This window comes from Phytohabitans rumicis, from assembly GCF_011764445.1.
GTDB classification, from domain to species: domain Bacteria; phylum Actinomycetota; class Actinomycetes; order Mycobacteriales; family Micromonosporaceae; genus Phytohabitans; species Phytohabitans rumicis.
The window spans coordinates 1,687,678-1,709,494 of sequence record NZ_BLPG01000001.1; the positions used below are offsets into that span (position 1 = coordinate 1,687,678).

The 21,817-nt window shown below is 65.7% G+C and carries 27 protein-coding genes and 3 pseudogenes; 21 read left to right on the top strand and 9 right to left on the bottom strand.

Annotated elements, in window-relative coordinates; all coding sequences use genetic code 11:
* Window positions 1-55: 55 nt before the first annotated feature.
* Both Prum_RS06930 and Prum_RS06935 read right to left on the bottom strand, forming a co-directional pair.
* Entirely contained in the window at window positions 56-364 is a 309-nt protein-coding gene (locus tag Prum_RS06930; protein ID WP_246277705.1) for a phage integrase N-terminal SAM-like domain-containing protein, read from the bottom strand.
* A gap of 270 nt (window positions 365-634) precedes the next feature.
* A complete protein-coding gene (locus tag Prum_RS06935; protein ID WP_173074950.1) occupies window positions 635-967 on the bottom strand; it encodes a hypothetical protein in 333 nt (110 codons plus the stop codon).
* 319 nt (window positions 968-1,286) lie between these two features.
* On the opposite strand from Prum_RS06935, the gene Prum_RS06940 reads away from it, so the two are divergent.
* The 3 genes from Prum_RS06940 (at window position 1,287) to Prum_RS06950 (ending at window position 2,702) form a co-directional block, all read left to right on the top strand.
* The gene (locus Prum_RS06940; RefSeq protein ID WP_173074952.1) at window positions 1,287-1,688 is read left to right on the top strand and encodes a hypothetical protein; all 402 of its coding nucleotides are present in this window, start codon (window positions 1,287-1,289) and stop codon (window positions 1,686-1,688) included.
* The gene (locus Prum_RS06945; RefSeq protein ID WP_173074954.1) at window positions 1,676-2,026 is read left to right on the top strand and encodes a hypothetical protein; all 351 of its coding nucleotides are present in this window, start codon (window positions 1,676-1,678) and stop codon (window positions 2,024-2,026) included. Before Prum_RS06940 ends, Prum_RS06945 begins: the two co-directional genes overlap by 13 nt.
* A gap of 232 nt (window positions 2,027-2,258) precedes the next feature.
* Window positions 2,259-2,702: a DUF6941 family protein gene (locus Prum_RS06950; RefSeq protein WP_173074956.1), complete on the top strand. Its 444-nt coding sequence runs from the start codon at window positions 2,259-2,261 to the stop codon at window positions 2,700-2,702.
* 345 nt (window positions 2,703-3,047) lie between these two features.
* Here Prum_RS06950 and Prum_RS06955 read toward each other — a convergent pair whose 3' ends face one another.
* Both Prum_RS06955 and Prum_RS06960 read right to left on the bottom strand, forming a co-directional pair.
* Window positions 3,048-4,427 carry a hypothetical protein gene (locus tag Prum_RS06955; RefSeq protein WP_218577129.1) on the bottom strand — a complete coding sequence of 460 codons (1,380 nt, stop codon included), beginning with the start codon at window positions 4,425-4,427 and terminating at the stop codon, window positions 3,048-3,050.
* Window positions 4,414-5,514: a hypothetical protein gene (locus Prum_RS06960; protein WP_173074958.1), complete on the bottom strand. Its 1,101-nt coding sequence runs from the start codon at window positions 5,512-5,514 to the stop codon at window positions 4,414-4,416. The genes Prum_RS06955 and Prum_RS06960 overlap by 14 nt, the downstream gene beginning before the upstream one ends.
* A 201-nt stretch (window positions 5,515-5,715) precedes the next feature.
* Here Prum_RS06960 and Prum_RS06965 point away from each other — a divergent pair, with 201 nt between their 5' ends.
* From Prum_RS06965 to Prum_RS07030, 14 genes and pseudogenes are all read left to right on the top strand, one after another.
* Window positions 5,716-6,033: a hypothetical protein gene (locus tag Prum_RS06965; protein ID WP_173074960.1), complete on the top strand. Its 318-nt coding sequence runs from the start codon at window positions 5,716-5,718 to the stop codon at window positions 6,031-6,033.
* Window positions 6,034-6,337: 304 nt separating this feature from the next.
* Window positions 6,338-7,222: a hypothetical protein gene (locus tag Prum_RS06970; RefSeq protein ID WP_173074962.1), complete on the top strand. Its 885-nt coding sequence runs from the start codon at window positions 6,338-6,340 to the stop codon at window positions 7,220-7,222.
* Between the two features lie 111 nt (window positions 7,223-7,333).
* A complete protein-coding gene (locus Prum_RS06975; protein WP_173074964.1) occupies window positions 7,334-8,203 on the top strand; it encodes an FtsK/SpoIIIE domain-containing protein in 870 nt (289 codons plus the stop codon).
* Window positions 8,204-8,313: 110 nt separating this feature from the next.
* A complete protein-coding gene (locus tag Prum_RS06980; protein WP_173074966.1) occupies window positions 8,314-8,829 on the top strand; it encodes a DUF6197 family protein in 516 nt (171 codons plus the stop codon).
* Between the two features lie 22 nt (window positions 8,830-8,851).
* Window positions 8,852-9,154, top strand: coding sequence for a hypothetical protein (locus Prum_RS06985; protein WP_173074968.1), 303 nt, complete (start codon window positions 8,852-8,854; stop codon window positions 9,152-9,154).
* Entirely contained in the window at window positions 9,151-9,375 is a 225-nt protein-coding gene (locus tag Prum_RS06990; protein ID WP_173074970.1) for a hypothetical protein, read from the top strand. The genes Prum_RS06985 and Prum_RS06990 overlap by 4 nt, the downstream gene beginning before the upstream one ends.
* A 17-nt stretch (window positions 9,376-9,392) precedes the next feature.
* Window positions 9,393-9,794 carry an RRQRL motif-containing zinc-binding protein gene (locus Prum_RS06995; protein ID WP_173083475.1) on the top strand — a complete coding sequence of 134 codons (402 nt, stop codon included), beginning with the start codon at window positions 9,393-9,395 and terminating at the stop codon, window positions 9,792-9,794.
* 31 nt (window positions 9,795-9,825) lie between these two features.
* Complete coding sequence (locus Prum_RS07000; RefSeq protein WP_173074972.1) at window positions 9,826-10,089, top strand: hypothetical protein; 264 nt, start codon at window positions 9,826-9,828, stop codon at window positions 10,087-10,089.
* The gene (locus tag Prum_RS07005) at window positions 10,070-10,831 is read left to right on the top strand and encodes a hypothetical protein (RefSeq protein ID WP_246277706.1); all 762 of its coding nucleotides are present in this window, start codon (window positions 10,070-10,072) and stop codon (window positions 10,829-10,831) included. Before Prum_RS07000 ends, Prum_RS07005 begins: the two co-directional genes overlap by 20 nt.
* Window positions 10,832-10,914: 83 nt before the next feature.
* Window positions 10,915-11,916 (top strand): DUF5131 family protein, encoded by a 1,002-nt coding sequence (locus Prum_RS07010; RefSeq protein WP_173074974.1) that lies wholly within the window; start codon window positions 10,915-10,917, stop codon window positions 11,914-11,916.
* Window positions 11,913-12,182: a hypothetical protein gene (locus tag Prum_RS07015; protein ID WP_173074976.1), complete on the top strand. Its 270-nt coding sequence runs from the start codon at window positions 11,913-11,915 to the stop codon at window positions 12,180-12,182. The genes Prum_RS07010 and Prum_RS07015 overlap by 4 nt, the downstream gene beginning before the upstream one ends.
* Window positions 12,183-12,193: 11 nt before the next feature.
* A pseudogene (locus Prum_RS07020) lies at window positions 12,194-14,043 on the top strand (replication initiator).
* Between the two features lie 52 nt (window positions 14,044-14,095).
* Window positions 14,096-14,302: a helix-turn-helix domain-containing protein gene (locus Prum_RS07025; RefSeq protein WP_281368857.1), complete on the top strand. Its 207-nt coding sequence runs from the start codon at window positions 14,096-14,098 to the stop codon at window positions 14,300-14,302.
* Window positions 14,302-15,445 (top strand): annotated as a pseudogene (locus Prum_RS07030) (tyrosine-type recombinase/integrase). Before Prum_RS07025 ends, Prum_RS07030 begins: the two are co-directional and overlap by 1 nt.
* Window positions 15,446-15,866: 421 nt before the next feature.
* Here the strand turns inward: Prum_RS07030 and Prum_RS07035 are convergent.
* Window positions 15,867-16,700, bottom strand: a complete 834-nt coding sequence (locus tag Prum_RS07035; RefSeq protein ID WP_173074981.1) for a hypothetical protein — start codon at window positions 16,698-16,700, stop codon at window positions 15,867-15,869.
* A gap of 820 nt (window positions 16,701-17,520) precedes the next feature.
* Between Prum_RS07035 and Prum_RS07040 the strand changes: the two genes are divergently transcribed.
* Window positions 17,521-18,159, top strand: coding sequence for a hypothetical protein (locus tag Prum_RS07040; RefSeq protein ID WP_173074983.1), 639 nt, complete (start codon window positions 17,521-17,523; stop codon window positions 18,157-18,159).
* Between the two features lie 97 nt (window positions 18,160-18,256).
* Here Prum_RS07040 and Prum_RS07045 read toward each other — a convergent pair whose 3' ends face one another.
* The 4 genes and pseudogenes from Prum_RS07045 to Prum_RS54980 all read right to left on the bottom strand — a co-directional run.
* Window positions 18,257-18,718 (bottom strand): NUDIX hydrolase, encoded by a 462-nt coding sequence (locus Prum_RS07045; RefSeq protein WP_173074985.1) that lies wholly within the window; start codon window positions 18,716-18,718, stop codon window positions 18,257-18,259.
* A complete protein-coding gene (locus Prum_RS07050; protein WP_173074987.1) occupies window positions 18,715-19,542 on the bottom strand; it encodes a hypothetical protein in 828 nt (275 codons plus the stop codon). Before Prum_RS07050 ends, Prum_RS07045 begins: the two co-directional genes overlap by 4 nt.
* On the bottom strand, window positions 19,542-19,994 hold the full coding sequence (locus tag Prum_RS51090; RefSeq protein WP_281369116.1) for a UTRA domain-containing protein: 453 nt from the start codon (window positions 19,992-19,994) through the stop codon (window positions 19,542-19,544). The genes Prum_RS07050 and Prum_RS51090 overlap by 1 nt, the downstream gene beginning before the upstream one ends.
* A gap of 125 nt (window positions 19,995-20,119) precedes the next feature.
* Window positions 20,120-20,320 (bottom strand): annotated as a pseudogene (locus Prum_RS54980) (GntR family transcriptional regulator); the annotation flags it as partial.
* Between the two features lie 655 nt (window positions 20,321-20,975).
* Between Prum_RS54980 and Prum_RS07060 the strand changes: the two are divergent.
* From Prum_RS07060 to Prum_RS07070, 3 genes are read left to right on the top strand one after another with little or no spacing between them, the layout of a single operon-like run.
* The gene (locus Prum_RS07060; protein WP_173074991.1) at window positions 20,976-21,218 is read left to right on the top strand and encodes a DUF6284 family protein; all 243 of its coding nucleotides are present in this window, start codon (window positions 20,976-20,978) and stop codon (window positions 21,216-21,218) included.
* A complete protein-coding gene (locus Prum_RS07065) occupies window positions 21,218-21,484 on the top strand; it encodes a hypothetical protein (RefSeq protein ID WP_173074993.1) in 267 nt (88 codons plus the stop codon). Before Prum_RS07060 ends, Prum_RS07065 begins: the two co-directional genes overlap by 1 nt.
* The gene (locus Prum_RS07070) at window positions 21,481-21,816 is read left to right on the top strand and encodes a MazG-like family protein (RefSeq protein ID WP_173074995.1); all 336 of its coding nucleotides are present in this window, start codon (window positions 21,481-21,483) and stop codon (window positions 21,814-21,816) included. Before Prum_RS07065 ends, Prum_RS07070 begins: the two co-directional genes overlap by 4 nt.
* Window position 21,817 lies beyond the last annotated feature (1 nt).

Below are 21,817 nucleotides of genomic sequence, written 5' to 3' on the forward strand. Positions count from 1 at the left end.
GCGCTGGCCCCGTAGTGCCGGGGCATGTCGTCCGAGGCCCAGCCCAGCAGCAGCATCAGGTCGCCGGTGTCGCCGCCGGCTTGTTCAACGCGGTGGACGCCGACCGGGTCTCGATCATCCACGCCTGGAACGACTCCACATGCGCCCGGGACACCGCACACGGATCGGCGGCCGCGGTGTCCGCGTCCGGGTCGGGTGACTGCTCGGCCAGGTACCTGCCCAACTGGGCCGCGGCGAGCAGGTAGTTGCAGCGGGTAGTGGCCGGGTAGTTGCCGGCGCGCAGGGTGCGGTCCCAGTCCCCCAGGAACCCGGCCCAGACCGGGGACAGATCGACGGTGAGCTTACTCAGGTCCAGCTTCGACATGACAGAAACCTCGGCGAGTCAAGTGGTCCAACAGCGGCGTGCTAGACCGGGCATTCATGCCGAGCAATGAAAAGAGGGCTCCCGCAAGGCTCTGACCTGCGGAAACCCTCTCGCTGTCGGGACGGCCGGATTTGAACCGACGACCCCTTGACCCCCAGGCAACGATCATGGTCCTACGGACCTGCCCGGCAATGGTCTTGAGCTGGGCAGACGTGTCCACCTGCGTCCATGGGAGTCCAGCCAGGTACTCCCCCGTCGTCACCCAGTTAGTCACTCAACGCCGTACTCAAAGGAGTGTCGGCCTGGGTGACCTTGGTACAACAGACATAGGTCGTGTTCGCCGAGTTGGTCGACCTCGTCGCTCTCCGCTGGACACATGGTTGTCTCGACGATCTCTGAGGCGGAAAGGGTCCATCGGACCCACCATGCGATCTTGTAGCCCTGTTGGCCCATGGTCGCATGCGGGCCAGGATGACCCATCTCAAGTTCGCAGTACAAATCGTCCTCGACCACGTGTGCGGCGAGCGGGCGTGTCGACAGCCAGCCGACTTCGTCATCACCCAGGCGGATCCGCGCCAGACATCGATCACCGCGCACGGTCATGCCGGTCACGGTACCCCGGACAGGACCAACTGCTTAGAAGACGTCTTGATCATCACGGAGCGTCGTCCGGAGGGAGATGCGACCTCGGCGACGTCACGGACGGCGGTGACGGGCTGTCCGATGTCGACCCCTGCTGACCGCTGGATCGGGCACGCAACGGGCACGGCTCCTATGCAGTGCCAAGCGCTCGCGTCCTCCCGTGCGTGCTGCTACCACCTGTCGCGCAACTGCTACCTGCCGGCTAAGGCGTGAGCGCTACCATGAGAGCACAGAACGGGCAAGGGGTCGTCACTAGTCGACAAGAGATCAGGATGGTTGCGTGGTCGAGGTTCCTGAGGGGGAGCTGTTGATCGTGCGATTTTCTCCCATGAGCTTCGACCGCCTGAAGGCGCAAGCAGAGGAGGAGGCGGACGACTGCGCTGCACGTGGGGAATCTCTCGTGTACTCGATCTCAACATTTGGGCTCGTACGCTCAAATGTTGAGACAGGTATCGATGATCTCGTGATCCAAATCTGCAAGGAAGCCCCGGTAAGCGGCAAGAACATCTGGCTAACGACCGAGCGGGATCTTTCGTCAGCTGGCCTAGCTGTGCGACGCTCGGAGCCCCCTCCACACCACTACGACGTCATCCTAGGCAGCGAATCGGTCGAAGCCGACATATGGAAGCTTGTTCGGTTGTTCGAGCCCAACAAGAGGAGGAACCCCGCATGGAGGAGTTGAGCTTGCGAGGACAACCTCGGGCACGAATCGAGATCGACCTGAACAGTCGCGGAAGGGACGGCTACGTCCGCGCGCGGCTGCGCAAAGCGGATCGGCCGGTTGTGGCTGGCGACGAAGTCACCGTCTTCGAGCCAGATGATCAAGTGGCGGCAGTCGCAACAGTCGTAAGGGTGGACGAAGAGCGTGGCTTCTTGTCCCTCGATGTCGACTGGTCGACGCTTGTTGATGACTATCATGTCATTCTGCTGTCAGCGCCAAACGCTGCCAAAAACTCTTTGACTGTAGATCCTCTCGTGTTTGTCTACCCCCGACGCGTCCAGTCGAGGTTCCAACAGTGAAGAACAGCGTGCTCGCTAGGCTTCGCAGAATCAAGTGGGCAAAGAGACGGCGCACGATCCCGAGTGAGAGAATACGTCTTCTCAGGCGTCCTACTTACATTCGATCGGGCGCTGGCTCGCGTTCCTCGACGAGAGTCGTGGATGTATTAAAGGTCAAAGCGGACTGGACTGGCTATACAGACGGCACGGCGTCCGCATACATTCCAGTTCGTCTTCAGGAAGTCATTAAGCGGTGAAGCTCTCGATTTCGACCATTTGTGACAGGGCGACGGTCCGTGAGGGATTGCTGCACATTCTCGGTGCCGGTGTAACTACCGTCACGCAGAATCTTCCCTCCCCGCTGATGCTGGATGTTGCTATCCTGCTCACTATTGAGGCGGAAGACGTCGGCGAGCATTGGTTGTCGGTCGTGTTGCGGCATGAGGATACGGACGATCGCCTTGGAGAGATTCGCGCTCAATTTGAGGTCCCGGAGGATCAAGTAAGAAAAGTGGACGCCCCTTTGGGGAACGTCCCTGTGTCGATCCCTCTTAGGACGTTCCGTATTACTAAAGAGGGCTTCTATGTAGTGGACGTGATTGTCGACAATAACTTGATGGGCGCACTTCGGATTGTGGTGCACGCGCCTGAACAACCTGAGTCCGAGCAAAACGGTTCAGTTCAAGACGTGGTGTAACTCCGTCTCAGTGCATCGCCGCTATCCCGTCTGCCGTCGACCCGCGCCGTTGGTGGAGCGGGCCGCCGCCCGGGGCGCCACGTCAAGCGGACCTTGACAGTCGGGCGGCGGCTGGCGCCCCGGGCGGCGGTCTGCTCGGCTTGCCCGGGTCGACGGCAGACGGGATAGCTGAGCGACCACCCACGGACCGTGACCCGCCGACGATCTTCCGGCATCCCGGAGTCGGAGCGCCCCCGCCGGAGGCGCAGTAGGCCCAACCGCGACGGCGTGCGACCTCGCCGATGACGCCCGCGCGGCGACCACGCCGCGCGCCCAGCTCGCCGGCCGGCTGCCGGCCAATCAACATCACGAAACCTCGGATCTGTCGATCTTCGGCGGTCCCGAGGGTCTTTGCAATTCGCGCCAGCCGACGGGCGTTTGGCGTGCCCGCCCCGACCGGCCGAGGGAGGGCGGGCACGCGCCCAGTCGGCGGCGCGAGCGGCCCGTTTCGGGCCGCCTTGAAGACGTACAGAAAGTTCTCACAACATCGCCGGCAGCCGGCCGGCCCAAGTTCCCGGCATCAGCGCGTCCCCGGCCCTCCAATTGTTGGGCCGCTCGGCCATAGTGCCGCGAGATCGCTTGGTGTGAGGGCTTCCGGTATGCGGCACGAAGCACCTCGTTGGTGCTGGGACCGCCTTCCTCCGCGAGGGACACGAACCAATCGATCCCTGCCGGATAGGACCAAAGGTAGGACCGCAACTGTGGGCTAACGCTTCGGTCGGTTAGGGTGTCAGCGATGTCCTCATTGGACCAGAACGGCACTCGTGACCGGGCCAGGTCGGCACAGTCCTCGATGGTGGCGCCCAGGTTGACGGCAAGGTGTAGCTCTGCACGTACGAGCTGGGTAAAGTGTGCCAGCCGTATCCGGGCAACCACCTGCTCATCGTCGGGTATGACGAACAGTGGTAGCGCCTGGGCGAGTCCTTCTAAGAGCACCTGCTGAGGGGCATGGACGGAAAGCACCCGTACCCAGGGCACGTCCTCGGCCGTGCACCGTTCGGCGTAGCTGGCGCCTTTTAGAGCATGGCCGAGGACCTCATGTAGCGCGAAGACTCGCGCCTGCACCTGAGTGAACTGAGCATGTCGAAGGTTGAGGCGCAGTCTGGCATTCGTGCCGCTGCCGTCTAGCCAGTAGGCCCAGTAGGCGTCGATGTTTGCGGCCTCAATGCTGAGGTTGAACGGGGCGTCGGTGTCCACCATCTTCCGCACGATCGGCTCCAACTCGACCGCCGCACGTCGGATGGCGTCGGGTGCCTCGTCCGGGGCTAGTCGCCCCTCGCGTTCCGCAAGGTGGTCAAGCGTGTCGGCGCCCCACGCCACGCCGAGCCGCTCCACGCTGGCCCGGGCGTCGGCTTCTCTTCTGGCGACGTACTCCTGGGGCCAACCCGCGCTTCCGCATCCCTGCGTCTGGCCTATGTACTCCGCAAGCGGTACTCGTTCGCCCAGGAGCGCCCGGAGGTAGGCAATGTCGGCGCGGAGCCGAGGTCCTATCGGATCGTCGGCCTGGTCCCCCCTGGCGTGGTAGAGCCGCTGAAGGGTGGTGAGGACGTGCAGGCGACTTGCTGCTGGTTCCGCCGGATCGGCGGCCGGGTGACAGTCGTAATCGATGATGGGCGTTGTGCCACGCTCGCGCTCGTAGGCATCCCAGGAACGCAGGGTGGCCTCTACCTCGTCACGCAGTCGCACGGTCGACATCCCATCGCAAGGTGACGCTCTGGTTGGGGCGTAGGTAGTCACGGGTCACAGTCATCACAATGTCATTGCCCTCGTAGTCCCACAACAGATCTTCCGATGCGAAGCTCTCTGATCCGTCCGGGCGTTCCTCCACTGCTGAGCATTGGCCCAGCACGCCGGCTTCCCGATGGCGAACACGGACTGTGAGGTGACGTGTGTACCTCTGGATCGACTGCCGCCAGTACAACTGTTCCAGGAACTGGCCTCCCTCGCACTCGTAACCAAGCACGGCCGAATCGCCCGACTGGATAGCCGGGGATATCTGGCACGCGAACTTCACTATCGTCGGCGTCTCGTGAACGCGCTGAATGGCGACACGCCGACCACCGCTGTCTACCGGTGCGATCGATAGGTGGCCCTTCGTGTACCGGAACCAAAGCTCACGCGGAATTCGTGTGATTGGTCTGGTCGTCAGGTTCAGTACCTCGTGCTGGTAGGCCACACGCGCTGATCCGTCGGCATTGATGTCGATATGCACGCGCATCGACATCTCAACCACGCTGCCAGCAAGGCCAGCGAGGAGGTGTGTTTCCTCCTCCGATAGGCGCATGATCTTCTGGAGTTGAAGAAGCTTCTGACCTAGCTCGCGGCTGGCTGGCGTGACCTCGCTGTCCGGCGTGGCCATCCGCACCGGTATCGCTGCGACCCCGCCATTGCCCACCACGTTGGCCTCAGGCCGCCTCCAGCCCCACTCCACGTCCTGCTCAGGCGGTTTGTCGAGCCCTTCCGCGACTGCCTCGAAGATGTCGGCCGGTTCGGACGCGGTGTGCCCCCCGGCTCCCTGGCCCCCTGACATGCCGAACAGTTGCTGAGCAGAATGGCCGGGGAGCATTGTCTCAAGAATGCGGCAGTGATCGGGGTAAGGAAGCCCCTTCAAGCTCCCCGACAACCAGCGATGAAGTTGTGCCCGACTCGGCCACGTGCCTACTAGGTGTGGGTCGATCTTTCGCGCGGCTTTGTCGTACTCGACACAGAACGTTCGGTACGTCTGCCAGTGTCGTTCTTGCAATAGCGACTTGAGCAGGATCGAACCCGGCACGCGATTCTCCATCCCTCGGCCACGCGATCAAGATAGTCAATGTTAGCACAGACGAGACACAGACGAGACAGTCAGATACATCGAAGTTTAGGACACGACATAGGCGGCGTGGAGAGGAAACATCAGCCGCGCGCACGATGGCTTCAACGGTTCAGAGCAGTCGTCCAACGGGGACGCGCTCAACCCAAGGAGGGGTACATCGTGAAGTTGTACGTGGATGGCAAGGGCAAGCAGGTGACGGTGTCGATGGACCCGACGCCGAAGAACGACCAGAACGGCAATCAGCGGTCGGAGAAGGGTACGGGCCGGCTCATGTGGTCGACTCAGGTCTTCGTGCTGGACGAGACCGGCGGCGAGGTCATCACCATCACTACGGCGGGAGAGAAGCCGAACGTGACGGTGGGGCAGCTCGTGAGCCCGATCCAGTGGGAGGCGATCCCGTGGGCGACCAACGGGCGTTCCGGCATCGCGTACCGCGCGACCGAGTTGAAGACCGTGGCTGGGGCTTCGGCCAAGTAAGTCTCTCGCACATCGTGCTGTGTTCGCTATCGCTGTCCGTGGCATGCACCGCACACGCAGCGGCCTGACGGTCCGCTGACCATCAAATCCAGACGGCTCGGGAACGGATCTGGCTTCCGACGTTCCCGGTCCACCGATCACACCAGCGGTGATCGCGCAGTTTTCTGTCAGACGTGGCGAGGGGCCGGCACTGGCTTGCAAACCTGCCGACCCCACGCCCATCCATCCCAGTCCAAGGGAGGACTCAATGCTGTCCAAGTCTAACCCTGGTCGCCTGTTCGGCGGCAGAGGCAAAGGCGCAACGGTGACGGTCATCGAAGACCGGGTGCATCGTTCGTCGGTCCGGAACGCCAAGCTGGCGTTCATCCTCACGGCTGTGATCGTGGCCGTCCTGGCCATCACGGTCGCCTCCTCGTACATGCACCCCGTTCTGGGCCTGCTGTTGGGTCTGTTCCTCGGCGCCGCTGTCGGCGCCTTGGTAGGTGCGGTCGTGCTGATCTGGCCGGTGCTGCGAGTGATCTGGTGGTGGACCACCGAAATCAGTCTCGCGATCGGCGTCGTGTACGGGTGGGTCGCCCTGGCGACACACACCAGCCTGGTCGTGCGCCTGGCCGTGGTCGCCGTCCTGCTGGGCGTCCCGGCAGCTGTCGGCCCGATCCGCCGCCGCATCGTCGCGGTCGCGTGGTGCGTCATCGTCCGCCATCGGCTGCGGGTGTGCTTCGCACAGTTCATCATCGCCAACCGTTCCGGTTCCCTCCCGCTGATCCTCTGGGCGCGTCCGACGCCCGTGGGGGAACGGGTGTGGATCTACCTACGCCCCGGGCTGTCCGCCAAGGACCTGGAAGCCCGGCTCGACAAGATGGCCGTCGCCTGCTGGGCGTCCACGGTCACCGTCGAACGCGCCTCTACCACCAACGCCGCCTATCTGCGGGTCGACATCAAACGCCGTCAGGTGCTGACCGCCACGGTCGGCTCTCCGCTGGTCGACATGGTCGACCCGGACGACCTCGGCATCCCCCGCACCCGTAGGCCAGCAACGACCGCCACCGTCGGCGGTCTGGACCTGCCCGACGTGCCAGCCGACACCCCCACCGCATCGGCGCCCCGGCCCTCACCCCGGCCGCACCCCGCACCGGCCGCTGCTGCGGCCACCCGCGCCGATGGTGAGGACATCAGCGACTGGATCTGACGACAGGTCACGTCACCCTCTATCTGTCCATTCTCGACCGGGCGCGAGAAACCCTGTGTTGTTGGGGTTTCTCGCACCCCCGGCTCGCCTCTACGAGGGAGCACCAACGCCATGATCACCGCCGATCCCCTTGGCAGGGACCGGGTACCGGTTGGGCCGTCACTGTCCATGTTCGATCCCATGTTCGCGGGCATCGATGAATTCGGCGAACCGGTCTACCTCGACATCGTCTACCACAACCTGCTCGCCGGCGGAGAGTCCGGCGGCGGCAAGTCCGGCCTGCTCAACAACGTGGCCTGCACCGCCACCCTCGCCACCAACACCCGCATGGCCCTGTTCGACGGCAAGCTCGTCGAGCTCGGCGCCTACCGCGACCTCGCCGACGCGTTCGTCGGTCCAGACATCGACCACGGCTTGTCCGTCCTGCGTCGACTGCTCACCGTCGCCAACAACCGCTACACCTGGCTACTCGGTCAACGGCGCCGCAAGGTCCTACCCACCGATGACCTGTCCGTCATCCTCACCATCATCGACGAACTCGCCGTGTACTGCACCCTGCTGGGCACCAAGGCCCAACAGGAAGAGTTCGCCACCCTACTGAGGGGTCTGGTCTTCCTCGGCCGCGCCTGCGCCATGCCGGTCGTCGCCGCCACCCAACGCCCGTCGTGGGACATCATCCCGGCCAGCCTGCGCGACCAGTTCGGCTACCGCGCCGCATACCGGTGCACCAGCCGCAACAGCTCCGACATTGTCCTGGGCCAGGACTGGGCCGACCGGGGCTACAACGCCGTCGACATCCCACCCACCAACCCGGGCGCCGCACTGCTGCTCGCCGAAGGCGGCCTACCCCGCCTCATCAAGACGGCCTACCTGACCGACGAACAGATCTACAACATCGTCGACTACGCCGAATGGATCCGCCGCCCCACCGCACTCACCGAACCGATCGGTATTCGCGGCGACTGGGACAAGGCCGCATAGCCGGCCCACTCACTGCCCGAAAGCAAGCCGGCCGACAGCACCGGACCAAGCCCTAGCAAGCAAACCCGGCGCTGTCGACCTCCACCGCATCCCGAAAGGACGTGGCTGCCATGAAGCCTACGCAAAAACAGTCCACCAACGTCAACGGACCCCGCCCGCCCCGCCTGGCCGGCCTTCTCGGCATCACGGTCGAACATATCTCGGCCACAGCCGACGTCACCGAGGCGACGCCGGCCGTCATCCTGCGCGGCGCCGCTCTTTACCTCCAGCGGCACGGCTGGCACCAGGGCTCCCTCTACGCCGACGACCGGACCAACCCGACCCCGGCGGCGTGCATCCAAGGCGGGATCGGAATGGCCGCGTTCGGCCAGCGCATCCCGGCCGACGCTATGGAGCACAACCACCGCGCCGAGTGGCGCGACTACCAGCGTGCGTCGAACTTCTTCTCCGACTACCTCACCATGACCGGCGCCAAGCCCGGACCCACCGACGACCAGGAGGACTGGGAAGGCCCCACGGTCGGCGACTGGAACGACGAACCCGGCCGCCCCTACCCCAAGTCCACGCCGCGCTCCTCGGCGCTGCCGACGAATACGAGCGCACCCACGCACCGCTCCCGGTCCTAACCCTGCCGGGCGGTGAGAACGCATGAACACCGTCAAGCCCACCTTGACCGCCCGGACGTCCGGGCCGCGTCGGCGGATGGTCGTGGAAAACGACGAATTCGCCGCCTTCGCCAAGCGCATCATCAAGGCTCACGGCCGCCGCGTCGCCGCCGGCGACGTCGAAGCACTCACCGACCTCGTAGCCCTGTCCACCCTCCTCGACACCACCATCACCAACGCCGTCAACGGCCTACGCCAACACGGCTACTCCTGGACAGAAATCGGCGCCCGACTCGGCATCACCCGCCAAGCCGCCCAACAGCGCTGGGGCGGTGACAAACCATGACCCACGACGCTCACGCCGGCCTCTATGACGCGACGTTCGAGCGGGCCTGCAACTACGCCCGCCTCATCGGCAGCATCCGAGGCTGGCTCGACCTGACCCAGGTTGACCCCTGCTTCCCCAACCTGCCGCCCATCAGCGCAGTGAAGGCACTGACCGAGATCCGGCGTCTGGTCGACCAGTTCGACACCCAGCCGGCGACACCGGGCGGTGACCGCCCATGACCGTCATGGCCGGCGTGATGCTGCGGAACCGGGACCTGGACTTCCTGGTCGACTACAAGGGTTTCTTCCTGGAGTTCTACGACCCGGACGGCAAACGGTTCGGGTTCCCCACCTTCCCCTACCACTGCGCACCCGACGGCCTGGTCACCCGCCGCCAGCTTCGCGCCGCCGGCCTACGCCCTGCTGGTCAGCCGGTCATCGCGCAAATCCTGTGGCGGCACAAGAAAAACACCCGCCACGCCTACCTCTACCGGCGGGACCTGGCCAAGCCCAAGCGCGTCGCCACCCCGGCACAGCTCGCCGCCGTCGCCAAAGCGCTAATCGCCCGGCGTACCTGTCCCACCTGCGAACAGGTGAAGGGCTACTACATCCCCCGCCGTTCCGGTGAATGCCTCGACTGCAACCCGGAGGTCAACTGATGACCACCCCCGACATGCCCAACTGCCACTGGTGCTTCGAGGGCAACACCCCCGCCGGCATCCACCCCTCCTCGGCCCCGTCTACATCCCCTGCCCCTACTGCTTCGCACAGTGCAACGGCTGCCGGGGCTACGGCCTGTTCCCCGCCGACTACGCCTGCCTGGGCTGCCTGGTCGAAAACCTCATCCGCCAACACCTGGCCCCGGTCTTCTGCCCCACCTGCTCCGGCGTGGTCGACCTCATCAACATGCACACCCCACCGGAGGTGAACCTCCATGTCCTCCACCACCACTAACCACCCCGGCCGCGCGCAGCGGTTCGAGGGCGTGGTCCTGGTCCTCATCGTCATCGCCGTCGGCACCGCCGCCGGAGCGGCCTCGTTCACCCACGTCAAAGACTGGACCCTCGACAACTCACCAACCGGTACTGGCGCCTGGTTCGGCTGGGCCAACGCCGTCATCTCCGAACTCGTCCCCATCGCCGCCCTGCTCACCATCCGGCGCCGCAAGCGAACCGGCGGACCGATCCTCTACCCCATGGCGTTGCTGGTCCTCGCTGCCGGCCTGTCCCTCGCCGCGCAACTCGGCGTCGCGGTCGGCGAAGTCGGCCCCTCCGGCTGGCTGCTGTCCGCCGTACCCGCCCTGGCCTTCATGGCCCTCGTCAAACTCGTCCTCGCCCCGGTCAAGACCTCCACATCGGACGCCACGACTGTCCACGAGGCCAACTCCACTGAGGACGCTCCGCACGCCAGCACGGTCGCTACTGAACCGGAACCGGCACTCGTACCGGCTGCTACCCCAGTGTCGGCGTTCACGCCGGACGTCCCGATGCATCTGCTGCCGACCGCCCGGTACGCGATGGTCAACCATCGGCAGACCACCGGCCAGCCCATCACGGCCGCCGAGCTCGGCGCCCGACTGAGCATCAGTCCGGACATCGCCGGCCAGCTCCTCACCGAGCTTGGCGAACCCGCCACCCCGAACATGCCGGCGCTGCCGGCCCGGGTCAACGGCGCCCGTCTCCCGGCCGATCACTAACACCTATACGCGAGTACGGGAAGCCCACCCACACCGGTGTGGGCTTCCCACCCCGCACCCCATCCATCCCCAGGAGGACACCCATGACCAACACCAGCACCGGCATCGAGTGGACCGACACCACCTGGAACCCGGTCACCGGCTGCACCCCCGTGTCCGCCGGCTGCGACCACTGCTACGCCGACGCCATCGCCACCCGGTTCGCCGGCACCCCCGCCTTCCCCAACGGCTTCACGCTCACCCTGCGCCCAGAACGCCTACGCGACCCGCTTCGCTGGCGCCGGCCCCGACGCGTGTTCGTCAACTCCATGAGCGACCTGTTCCACGAACGCGTACCGGACCACTTCATCGCCGAGGTCTTCGCCGCCATGGCCCTGGCACGGCAGCACACCTACCAACTGTTGACCAAACGGCACGGCCGCATGCGCTCACTACTGTCCCGCCCCGACTTCCTCAACCAGGTCGCCGAGGCCGCCTCCGAAATGATCGGGTCCGGCGTTCGCACCAAAGGCATGGGCGACGGCTGGACCGCCACACCAAGCCCGCACGGCAACATCTGGACGCCGCCATGGCCGCTACCCCACGTCTGGCTCGGCGTCTCCGTCGAGGACCAGAAACGCGCCGACCTACGCGTGCCCGCCCTGCTCGACACCCCGGCCGCCGTCCGCTGGCTGTCCTGCGAACCACTACTCGGCCCGGTCGACCTCAACCGAACCGACAAGGACGCATACGTCGACGGCGGCATCGACTGGGTGGTTGTCGGCGGCGAGTCCGGTCCGGCCGCCCGACCTATGCATCCCGCCTGGGCCATCAACCTGCGCAACCAATGCGTCGGCGCCCGGATTCCGTTCTTCTTCAAGCAATGGGGCACCTGGGCACCCGTCGCACCCGACCGCGGCATCCCCGGACGCGGCACCGGCCGCGCCGTACTCGCCCCGGACGGCACCCGCCACCAGATAACCCCCGACCAGCCGGCACCCCCTGGTGCCGTCTACATGGCCCGCTACGGCAAAACCCGCGCCGGCCGCACCCTCCTGGGCGAAACCTGGAACCAGTACCCGCCCATCGGCGGTGATCGGTCATGACCATCCACGTCATCGCCGTCCACCACACCACCCACACCTGCCCAGCCGACCCCGACCCGCACGTCATCGACACCCGCCGCACCGTGCTGGCCATCCTCGACGGCGGCCCCTGCCGCACACCAGTCACCATCCGCTGCGGCAACACCACCGTGCAGATCCCTTGCGGACGCCACGAACCGCGCCAGCGGCAATGCGGCGCCTGCCGGATCATCGTCACCGAACACACCGTCACCAGCACCCACCTCCACACCGAGGTCGCTGCGTGACCGCTTCGACGCTGACCCCCGCACCCCGACCCCACCCGGGCCGGGGTGCGACGGCCTACGACGAAACGGCACCCATCCACACCTACACCGCCGCCGGCTCCGCCCTGCAACGCGCCGGCACCACCGACTACCCCGCCTGGCTCACTCATGTCCGGGCGGCTGCCGGCTGCACCCGACCCATCCGCTTGGTCGGTGCCATCGACACCATCGACGGCGCAACGGGTGAGCGGCTGTCCCGGGCGCACACCGTTGGTATGCCCGACGCCGCGATCTACAAGGCATGCGGCAACCGCCGTGCCCGCGTCTGCCCAGGCTGCGCCGGCACCTACCAGGCCGACGCCTACCAACTCCTGCGGGCCGGTCTGGTCGGTGGCAAAGGCGTCCCGGACACCGTCTCCCGGCACCCGGCCGTGTTCGCCACCCTCACCGCGCCCGGCTTCGGCACCGTGCACGCCCGCACCGTCCGCAAGCACACGTGCACCAACCGGCGACGCTGCGACTGCCGGCCCGAACCCTGCCACGCCCGCCGCGACACCGGCCTCTGCGAACACCACCGGCCGGCCGTGTGTTGGGCCCGCCACGAACCCACCGACGCCGTCCTTGGACAGCCGCTGTGCCTCGACTGCTACCAGTACGACCACCAGGTCGTCTGGAACCTCATGGCGGGCGAGCTGTGGCGACGCACCAAGCAAGCCGCGGAAAGGTTCCTCGCCCGGCTCGCCAAAACGCGCGGCATCCGCACCGTTCCGATCGTCACCAGCACCGGCAAGATTCGCCGTCTCCCACCGGTCCGCATCTCACACGGCAAGGCCGCCGAATTCCAGGCACGCGGCGCCGTCCACTTCCACGCCCTGCTACGCCTCGACGGCGTCAACCCGGCCGACCCCACCGCCGTCGTACCCCCACCGGCCGGAATCACCACAGTGGACCTCGAAGACGCCATCCGGCACGCCGTGGAACAGGTCGCGTTCCACACACCCGAGCACCCCGACATGCCCGGCGGTTGGCCCATCACCTGGGGCGAACAGGTCGACGTGCGGCACATCAGCCTCACCGGACGCGGAGAGGTCACCGACGGCATGGTCGCCGGCTACCTCGCCAAGTACGCCACCAAATCCACCGAGGCCACCGGCCACACCTCCACCCGCCTCGACGCCGACACCGTCGGCCACCACGCCGACCCCGACGGCGACCACACCGCCCGCCTCATCGACGCCTGCTGGCGCCTCGGTGGACCCACCAGCACCCGCGAGGCGGATGACGACAACGATAGCGACGACGGCCAGACAGACGAGCAGGAGCACCACGAGGACCACACCGCCGACGTCATCCGCCTCGCCGACCGGCCCCCACTACAGCGACCCAAGCCCGGCTTCTACGCCCCTGGACCTGCCGCGTCTGCGGCACCCACACCCGATATGCCGCCTGCCCACACTGCGCCGCCGAGCGTCAAGCCAGCCTTGACACCAAAACCCCGAACACCCAGGGCCGTACCATCTGGGTAGGGCTACGCCGATGGGCACACATGCTCGGCTTCGGCGGCCACTTCCTCACCAAGGCACGCCGCTACTCGGTCACCTTCCAACTCCTGCGCGACACACGCATCACCTTCCGCCGCGAACAGGAACACCACGAGGACCAGGCCGACGGCGTCATCCGCCTCGCCGACCATCTCAGCGAGGAAACCACGCTGACCGTCGGCATGCTCACCTACGCCGGATCCGGCTGGCACACCACCGGCGACGCCCTCCTGGCCAACACCTCCGCCGCCATGGCACGCGCCCGACACCAAGCCGCCCGCGAAGAACTCGCCCACGAAATCGGCTCCACCATCGCCGGCGCCCTGCTGGCGGTCGCCTGATCCTCGACCCGAAAGGAGGCTCCACGTTATGCCCGCACCGTCCACACAGGAGGTGATCACGCTCACCCACACCAAGGCTCTCTACCGCATTCCGGAAGCCATGCGGCTGCTCAGCCTGTCCCGATCGGTGATCTACCAAGAGATCCGGGCCGGTCGGCTCCGCACCGTCACACGCGGACGCACCCGACTCGTACCCGCCACCGCCATCACCGAGTACGTCACCCTGCTCGAAACCGAAACCCTGGAAGGAGCTGCCTGATGACCAAACGCCGCAGCCGGGGAGACGGCGGCCTGCACTGGGACGAGCAGCGGCAACGCTGGATCGCCTCAGTCACCGTCGGCTACAGCCCGGCCGGCAAGCGCATCGTTCGCAAGGCGAGCGGCAAGACCAAGACCGAAGCTCACAACAAGCTCCGACAGAAGATCCGGGAGTACGAAGACGGACTCCTGATCGCCCACAGTGGATATACCGTCGCCGACGCCGTCACCGACTGGCTGACATACGGGCTCAGCGGCAAGTCCACGGGCACCATCGACAACTACACCAACCTCGCCGAGGGGCACATCATCCCGCGCTCGGCGCCCGGAAGCTTCGCGACCTAACCGCTACCGACGTCGACAAGTGGCTTGCCGCCAAGAAGAAGTCGCTCAGCACGCGAACACTGCGCCTGCTGCACTCGATCCTCAACCGCGCGATCACCCGCGCCATGGCCCGCGACAAGGTCAAGCGAAACGTCGTCGCGCTATGCGAGATCCCCCAAGGCATCGCCGGCCGGGAGTCGAAGTCCCTCAACCTGGACCAAGCCAAGGCGCTCCTCGTCGCGGCCGAGAACGAGACCGGCATGATGCGTGCCTATGTCGTCGTCTCGCTCCTGACCGGAGCACGCACCGAGGAGCTCCGCGCGCTTCGCTGGGCACACGTCGACCTGGACGGCAAACCGGACGACGATCCGCCCGTACCGCCATCGATCATGGTGTGGCGCTCGGTCCGCGAGCACGGCGACACCAAGACCAGGAAGTCACGTCGCACCCTCGCGCTCCCCTGCGGTGCGTCGTCGCACTCAAGGATCACCACAAGCGTCACCGCGAACCGGTCGGCGACCAACTCGTGTTCGCCACCTCGAAAGGCACCGAGCTTGACCGGCACAACGTCTTACGCGCCTTCCGCCGCGTCGCCAAGGCGGCCGGCCTCAACGCCCGGGAATGGACCCCGCGTGAGCTGCGGCACAGCTTCGTCTCGCTCCTGTCGGACAACGGCGTCAAGATTGAAGACATTGCCGATCTCTGCGGCCACAGCGGCACGACCGTCACTGAGCGCGTGTACCGCCACCAGCTCCGTCCGGTGCTCCTGACCGGCGCCGTCGCCATGGATGACATCTTCGGGGCTGGGGAGAATGCTTAGTCACCCAGTTAGTCACACAGGAACAACAAGAGGGCATATCCATCAATGGATTATGCCCTCTGAGCTGCGTCGGGACGGCCGGATTTGAACCGACGACCCCTTGACCCCCAGGACGTTGGGTTAGTCGTTTTCGCAGCTCAAGTAGCGTTCATGAGCATTCCTCACGTATAGTCGAACGCTCGACGTTCAGCATCGCGCACAGCGTGTGGTCCCCCGTGGTCCCCGCGGGCGCAGCTCGGCATGTCCCAGGTACCCGCAGCTGGCTACAGGTCCGTACGAGCGCGGTTTCCCGCGCCGTTCAGTCGGCGTCGACAGGATTCGTTCGTGAACTCGAAAGTCCTCGCCGCTCCCCCGATACCGTCTCGGCGCATCTTGCACAGATGCGGCACGCCAACCATCAAATGGGCATCTGACTACGCTACTAAATGCCGGAATGAGCCGACAAGTATCCGGCCAATGCCTCCCCTATGGCATCTTCGATGGCGTCGCACATCTTCACCAGCATTTGGACGTTAGCCACGTGCATTTCAGCCGCACCGCAACAGCGACCCACTTGCTCGAAGTGGCCCTCGATCTCGCGCAGAACCTCCCATGCGTGGGGGTCTATTTCAAGAACACGGCTTTCCTTTACTCCCTTGAAGTAGCTACTGATGTTCCCCTCACCCTGAAGCTCTACCAGCCAAGCGAAATCACCGATAGTGATGGTATTTAGCAATGCATCCATATCGGCGACGGTCTTCGCTGGTAGCCAGGGCAAATCCAATTCGGCAAGACGGTATCGAATATCGCTGACCAAAAAGTCCCAGGTACGTTGAAGCTCGTGCACCGAGACGGTCAGGTCTCCCTTCTCGGGAAAGCAGGTCACGATCCTCATCATCGCCTGCTCCAGCGTGCGGATATCAGCGATTCCCTTGTACCTAAGCGGCTCGATTATTGAAATTGATCGTAACTCGGACAACGCTGTTTTTATGTGCCCCGCACCTTCCGATTCACCGTTGGGCAACAACCGCCGCGAGGATCGGCACATGTTCTTGACTGTTCGTAAAGCGAGGCGCGCCGTGCTTCGCATCTCAAGCCTCTCTGCATGGGCAGCAGACAGGGCCTGAAGGACCAACAACGCGATTGGGATTCCGAAGCATGCTCCAGTTATTGACGAGACGAGATTTGTGAGGAAGGGCTGTTCCGTCCACCACTCCCGCCGGTCGCCAACAACACCCGACGCCGCCAAGAGTGTGCCGCTCGCCCACAGCGCCAAGGCGACCCTCCTTAACAGGAGACTAAAGGACATCCACCATCCGACAAGTCGCTTGAATGGCCGCACAGGCACCCTCCCGCTGCCGGGCTCAGATGGCTTGAGATCGTGTACCGCGCCACGGCTTTTTACGGTGGGCCGGGCGAATCCGGACGCCCCTCCTGCTGCAATTCCTGACCACGGCGGGCCGTGCGCGCCCCCACCAGAATTCCCACCACACCAAACGCTGGCTCCTGCCAACGCGCCAACGACAGTCGCCGCCGGAGACAGCCACTCCCCAAGCCACGGAGGTCATGCTGCCTAACCGCATTCAGGCGTGTCTCGGGTAACGACGCGTATCCGACAGTCGTTGGTAGGCGGACTTACAGCCCAACCGTGTACCCGCCCCTGACCTGCGGGCGCCGCGCCCGAGGTGGGCCGTTTCCCACGCTCATTCAAAGTACGGCTGTTGATCTTGCGCAAGGATCCGGGCCGGTCATATGCAGGCTGAAACATAGAGTGCGCGGGTTCGGCCCCTCCTGTTTCAGCTTCGCCCTGGGGCGTTTCCGCAGATCAGGGCGTATCGGGGACACCTGCGATGAAGGTGCCCCCGGATTGATCAAGCGTCTGCGCAGATCAAGGCATGTTCAGGGACACCAGGGACACATCTTGCGGGGGATGTGTGCCCATCCCACCCGCCCCCTTTCGTCTCACGGTTTCCGCTGGTCAGAGGTCAGCGTGTGTCGCTACCTGCTCGCGGCACACGTCGAACATATGATCGGGTGTTGGTCGTCTGTGCCAAAGGACAGACGGTCACATCCCTCCCCAAATCGTCAGGAGACCAATGGACATCAATGCCAAGCGCAAGCTCCGGACCGCTTTCATGAACTGGCTGTTCGAGACCACGGGAGGTAGCCAGGATGAGCTGGGGCGTCCCGCCGGATTCAAGGTGCCGGATGGATGGGCCGGAGAGCCGCCGACTGAGGCCGACATCAGGGACGTGGTCAGGTACTTGGAGGGCGAATACCTGATCAAGGCTCACTGGACCATGGGCGGGTTGCCGTCAGTCCAGCTGACCCACGAGGGTATCCGCGAGATGGAGCAGGCCCACTCCGCGCCCACCGAACGGACCGAGCACTTCGTGCCCCTCGTCAACATCACTAACATCCAGGGCTCTGTGATCGGTTCGCAGTTGCAACAGGGCAGTCCTGGCTCAAGCCAGACGGGACACTTCGAGATCAACCAGCGAGAGAGCGCCGAGGCGTTCGTCGCAGCCGCCCGGAAGCTCCTTGTCCACGAGGCCATGGATCAGGACACGCGATCTGAAGCTGAGGCGGACCTGGCCATGATGAGCCACGAGCTGGAGAAGCCGGCGCCTCGGTGGCCCATTCTGAAGACCATCGGCGCGACAGTGCGCGACAGTCTCGCGAAGGCCGCTGGCACTGCCGCTGCGGTTGAGCTTCTTCAGATCCCCTGGCCCTAGATCGCGGGCCGCCGCCCTTGACGTTTCGCAGGTCAGGACCCATCCGGGGACACCCCGTGATCAAGGTGCCCCCGGATTGATCTAGCGTTTGCGCAAGTCAGGGCATGTCCGGCGGCACCGGGGACAGGTCCTCTGTCAGTAGCCGGACGCCATCGTGAAGCCTTACGGCAACCTCGGCCGCATCCAACGCGTCGAGCACGCGTGCCGCGAAGGTCTCTCCCATGCGCGTGGTTACCTCGTCAGCGGTCCACCATCCGACAGCGGCGCTCTCCTCGGTTGGCCCTGCCGCTCCCCCGATCACGTGAGCGCGGAAGACGAGCGCCACGACGCCAAGGCGAAGGTTCTTGTACACACCGGTTAGCCGTTGCTGCTCCACTAGCAGGCCGGTTTCCTCTTGGACCTCGCGCCGCAGGCCAGCATGGATCGACTCGTGGAGTTCGAGCACGCCGCCCGGGATCTGCCACTCGCCGTTGTCGCGGCGTTGCACGACCAGCACGCGGCCCTCGTCGTCGGTGACCACGGCTGCGACGCTGACTGAGTGCCGGGTGTTCTGGTTCATTGGACCTCCCAGTCGAAGATGCAGATTGCGGCCGTCGCGTCGTCGTGGCGTTTGTACCGAGGCTGTGCCGCACCGTCGAGATCGGCAAACTCGGCCGCCCGCACCCGCCGGATCAACTCCGCAGGGCCGCGCTGTGTGAGCACGTCCAGTGCGCCCGGCCAGTCGAAGAGACCGAACGGTTCGACAGCGCACCAGGCGCCGTCCGTTAGGAGGGCCGCCCGGCGAACAACTGCGTTTCCGGTGACGGCTTCGAGCGCGGCCTGCGGGTCGGCCGCAGCGATCCAGTACCCGCCTGGCTGGTTGGTGTGCCGCCACTTCTGTTCGATCGACCACCGGGTACGCGCAGCGTGGTCGTCGGTGCCGATCGCGCCGGGCACGAGTGCCGCTCGGCGGACTTGTGCGATGGTCTGCTCAAACCGCCCATCGGCGACCACGTCCAACGCACCGTCACGATCGAGCACAACGACGGTGTCCGAGAGCAGCAGGTACTCGACGCGGTCGCCGGCATCGCGTAGCACCGCGACGCTCGCCGCGGGTGTGCCGGGATGGCTGAGATCGCAACCGCCGCCGTGATCGGCCCGAACCGACTCGATCGCGCTAGCGAGCAAGTGCGGCAGCGACTCGACGGGCCGCGCTAGGTACGCCTCGACCAGTCGCGCGGCAAGGCGCTGCACGTACCACGCCGGGCCGTGCGGGCAGCCGGTGTCGAGCCCGTCTGGTTGGGTGACGCCATCGAACACCGCCACAAGCGAGCCGACCGCAAGGGCAGCGTCTTCGTTGACCGGCCGCCCCGGCGCCGCTTCGGTGGCGAAGCGAACCTCCATCACGGTCCGTCCTGCGCCGAGACGTCGTCCCAGTCGTACTTGAGCGTCCAGAGATGGCCAGGCATCACGTGTATGCATACTTCCACCGGTACGTCGTCGGCCGCGTACGCGACGTGCCAGATCTCGAAAACAGGCTGCGTGGCTTCGAGTTCGAGGGCTCGCTGCTCGGCATCGTCAGGCACGCGCACGGTGACGTCCTCGGTGAAGCGGACCGGACCGTACCCAAGTTCGGCGAGGCGTGAGTACGAGCCGCCCTTGCCCACCTCCGGACGCATGAGCGCCTTGTCGCCCCTGACGATTGACCACGGGTAGTACGAGTCCGCGATCTGCGTCGGCTCGCCGTTGGCGTAGAGCACGCGACGCCGCACGAGCGCGTCTTCGCCCTTGCGCAGCCGGAGCGCCTTAGCGACCCCGCCCCGGCAAGCACGGGCACCCGCGCGATCTCGCGGTATGTCGTCGTGGACTCAAGGCTTAGCTTGCGTGCTTCGACCTCACCCGCGCCCGTGCCCTCTTGCCTGGCCGCGTAGCGCCGCTTGGCGTCACGTGGGATGCGCGGCAGGCTCCGTACGCGGGTGTCCGCCCCGCGTCGCACCTTGACGTCGCCGGACGCCCGCAGCAGCGTGATCGCCTTATTGATCGTGACGCGAGAGACGCCGAACTCGTCGGCCAAGCGAGCTTCGCTCGGCAACGGGCTTCCCGGCGCGTAGGTCTCGCCATCGATGCGTGCTCGCAGCTCATCCGCGATTTGAGCGTACTGCGACTTCGGTGTCTCAACCATGGCCAACTCAGGCCACTTCCCTCCTGGTACGACGTCTTACGAGTCACCCTACGCGTCCGACAACATGATCACCTCACAAGGAAACACGTAAGACGTCTTGCGTGTTCCCTGCGTGCCCGCTACCGTCTATCGACAAGACGTCTTACGTCTTACGTGATCAAGTGGATCTCCGGGAAGGCGGCTCTGCTGCGCCTACGGCTGCCGGATCACGTGAAAACTCCATAGTGGACCGGGACACAGGGAGATCCGTCTCCCCGATTGGTCCCGATGCGTGCGATCTAGGGGTGGCGCGCGGGTGTCGGCTGTTTGACCTGTCCGGCCGCAAGACTTGTCCGCCCGCCCCGCCCAACCGAGGGTCGCGAGATGTCTGCCCTGTTCACGGGCCGTTTTGCTGCTTTGCGGGGACACGGCGCCTTGCGCGTCGTGCCCCGCGCTCCCTTCGATGTTTAGGCGGTGCATCGCCATGGCTGCTTTCGCTGAGTTGCTTCGAGTTTCCGCACGTCAGGGCGCCTGCTGGCGCGAGTGCACCGGTTGTACCGGCCTTGCTGCGCTGGCGCCGGATGAGACCCATTGCCCGGCCTGCCGACCCGGATCGCGGCGCGTCACGCGCCGCCGGTCGGCTCGGGCCGCCTGATCCGGAAGGACTTCCCGACCGATGTTGATCGACTTTGACGACGCCGAACCCTCGCCCGGCGACCTGGCTGCGATTGAGGTCGAGTGGCCGCAGATCGAGGCCGAGTTGGCCGAGTTGGACGCGGAGATCCGCGCGCTGTCCGCCGCGGACGGTGGCGGCCCGACCGAGCTGGATTGGCGCCGTACGCGCCGCAGTGCTGCCCGGTTGACCCGTACCGCGACCCGAGCGACCCGACCGGCAGCCGACCTGCGCCCGGCCGCCTGATGAGCCTCTACGCGGACAACGATGGGCGGTTCCCCGACGAGGCCGCCGTGCTGGTCCGATTCCCGTTGCCGAGCACGCCGGACGGCACTGCCCGCGGTGACTGGCCTTGGGTGGCCGGTCACGTGTTGGGGCAGTGCGGGCCGGATGAGTGGCACCTCGTCGTGGATGGCCTGCCCGAGCTGGCCGAGCCGGACCCGGACGACCCGGACGGCGAACCGCTATTCCCGGCCTGTTTCCGGGACGCCAGTGAACTGCGGCTGTCATGACCGCCGACGTCTACGCGGCGGTGCACGCCGCGGCGAATTGGCTGGATGAGCACAACGGCGGCGGCGACGCCGAACTCATGGCCCAAATTCTCAAGGTCACCGAGGAAGCGGGCGAGGTCGCCGCCGCGTGGATCGGCGCGACGGGGCGAAACCCTCGCAAGGGCGTCACCCACACCTACGGCGACGTGGCCAAAGAGCTGGCCGACGTCGCATTCGCCGCTCTCGTAGCGATCGATTCCCTCGGCTGTGACCCGGCCGACGTCATGGCCACCTGCGCGGCAAAGGTGACCAGCCGGCTCGATGTCCCGGCAGTGACTGGAGGTAGTACCTGAG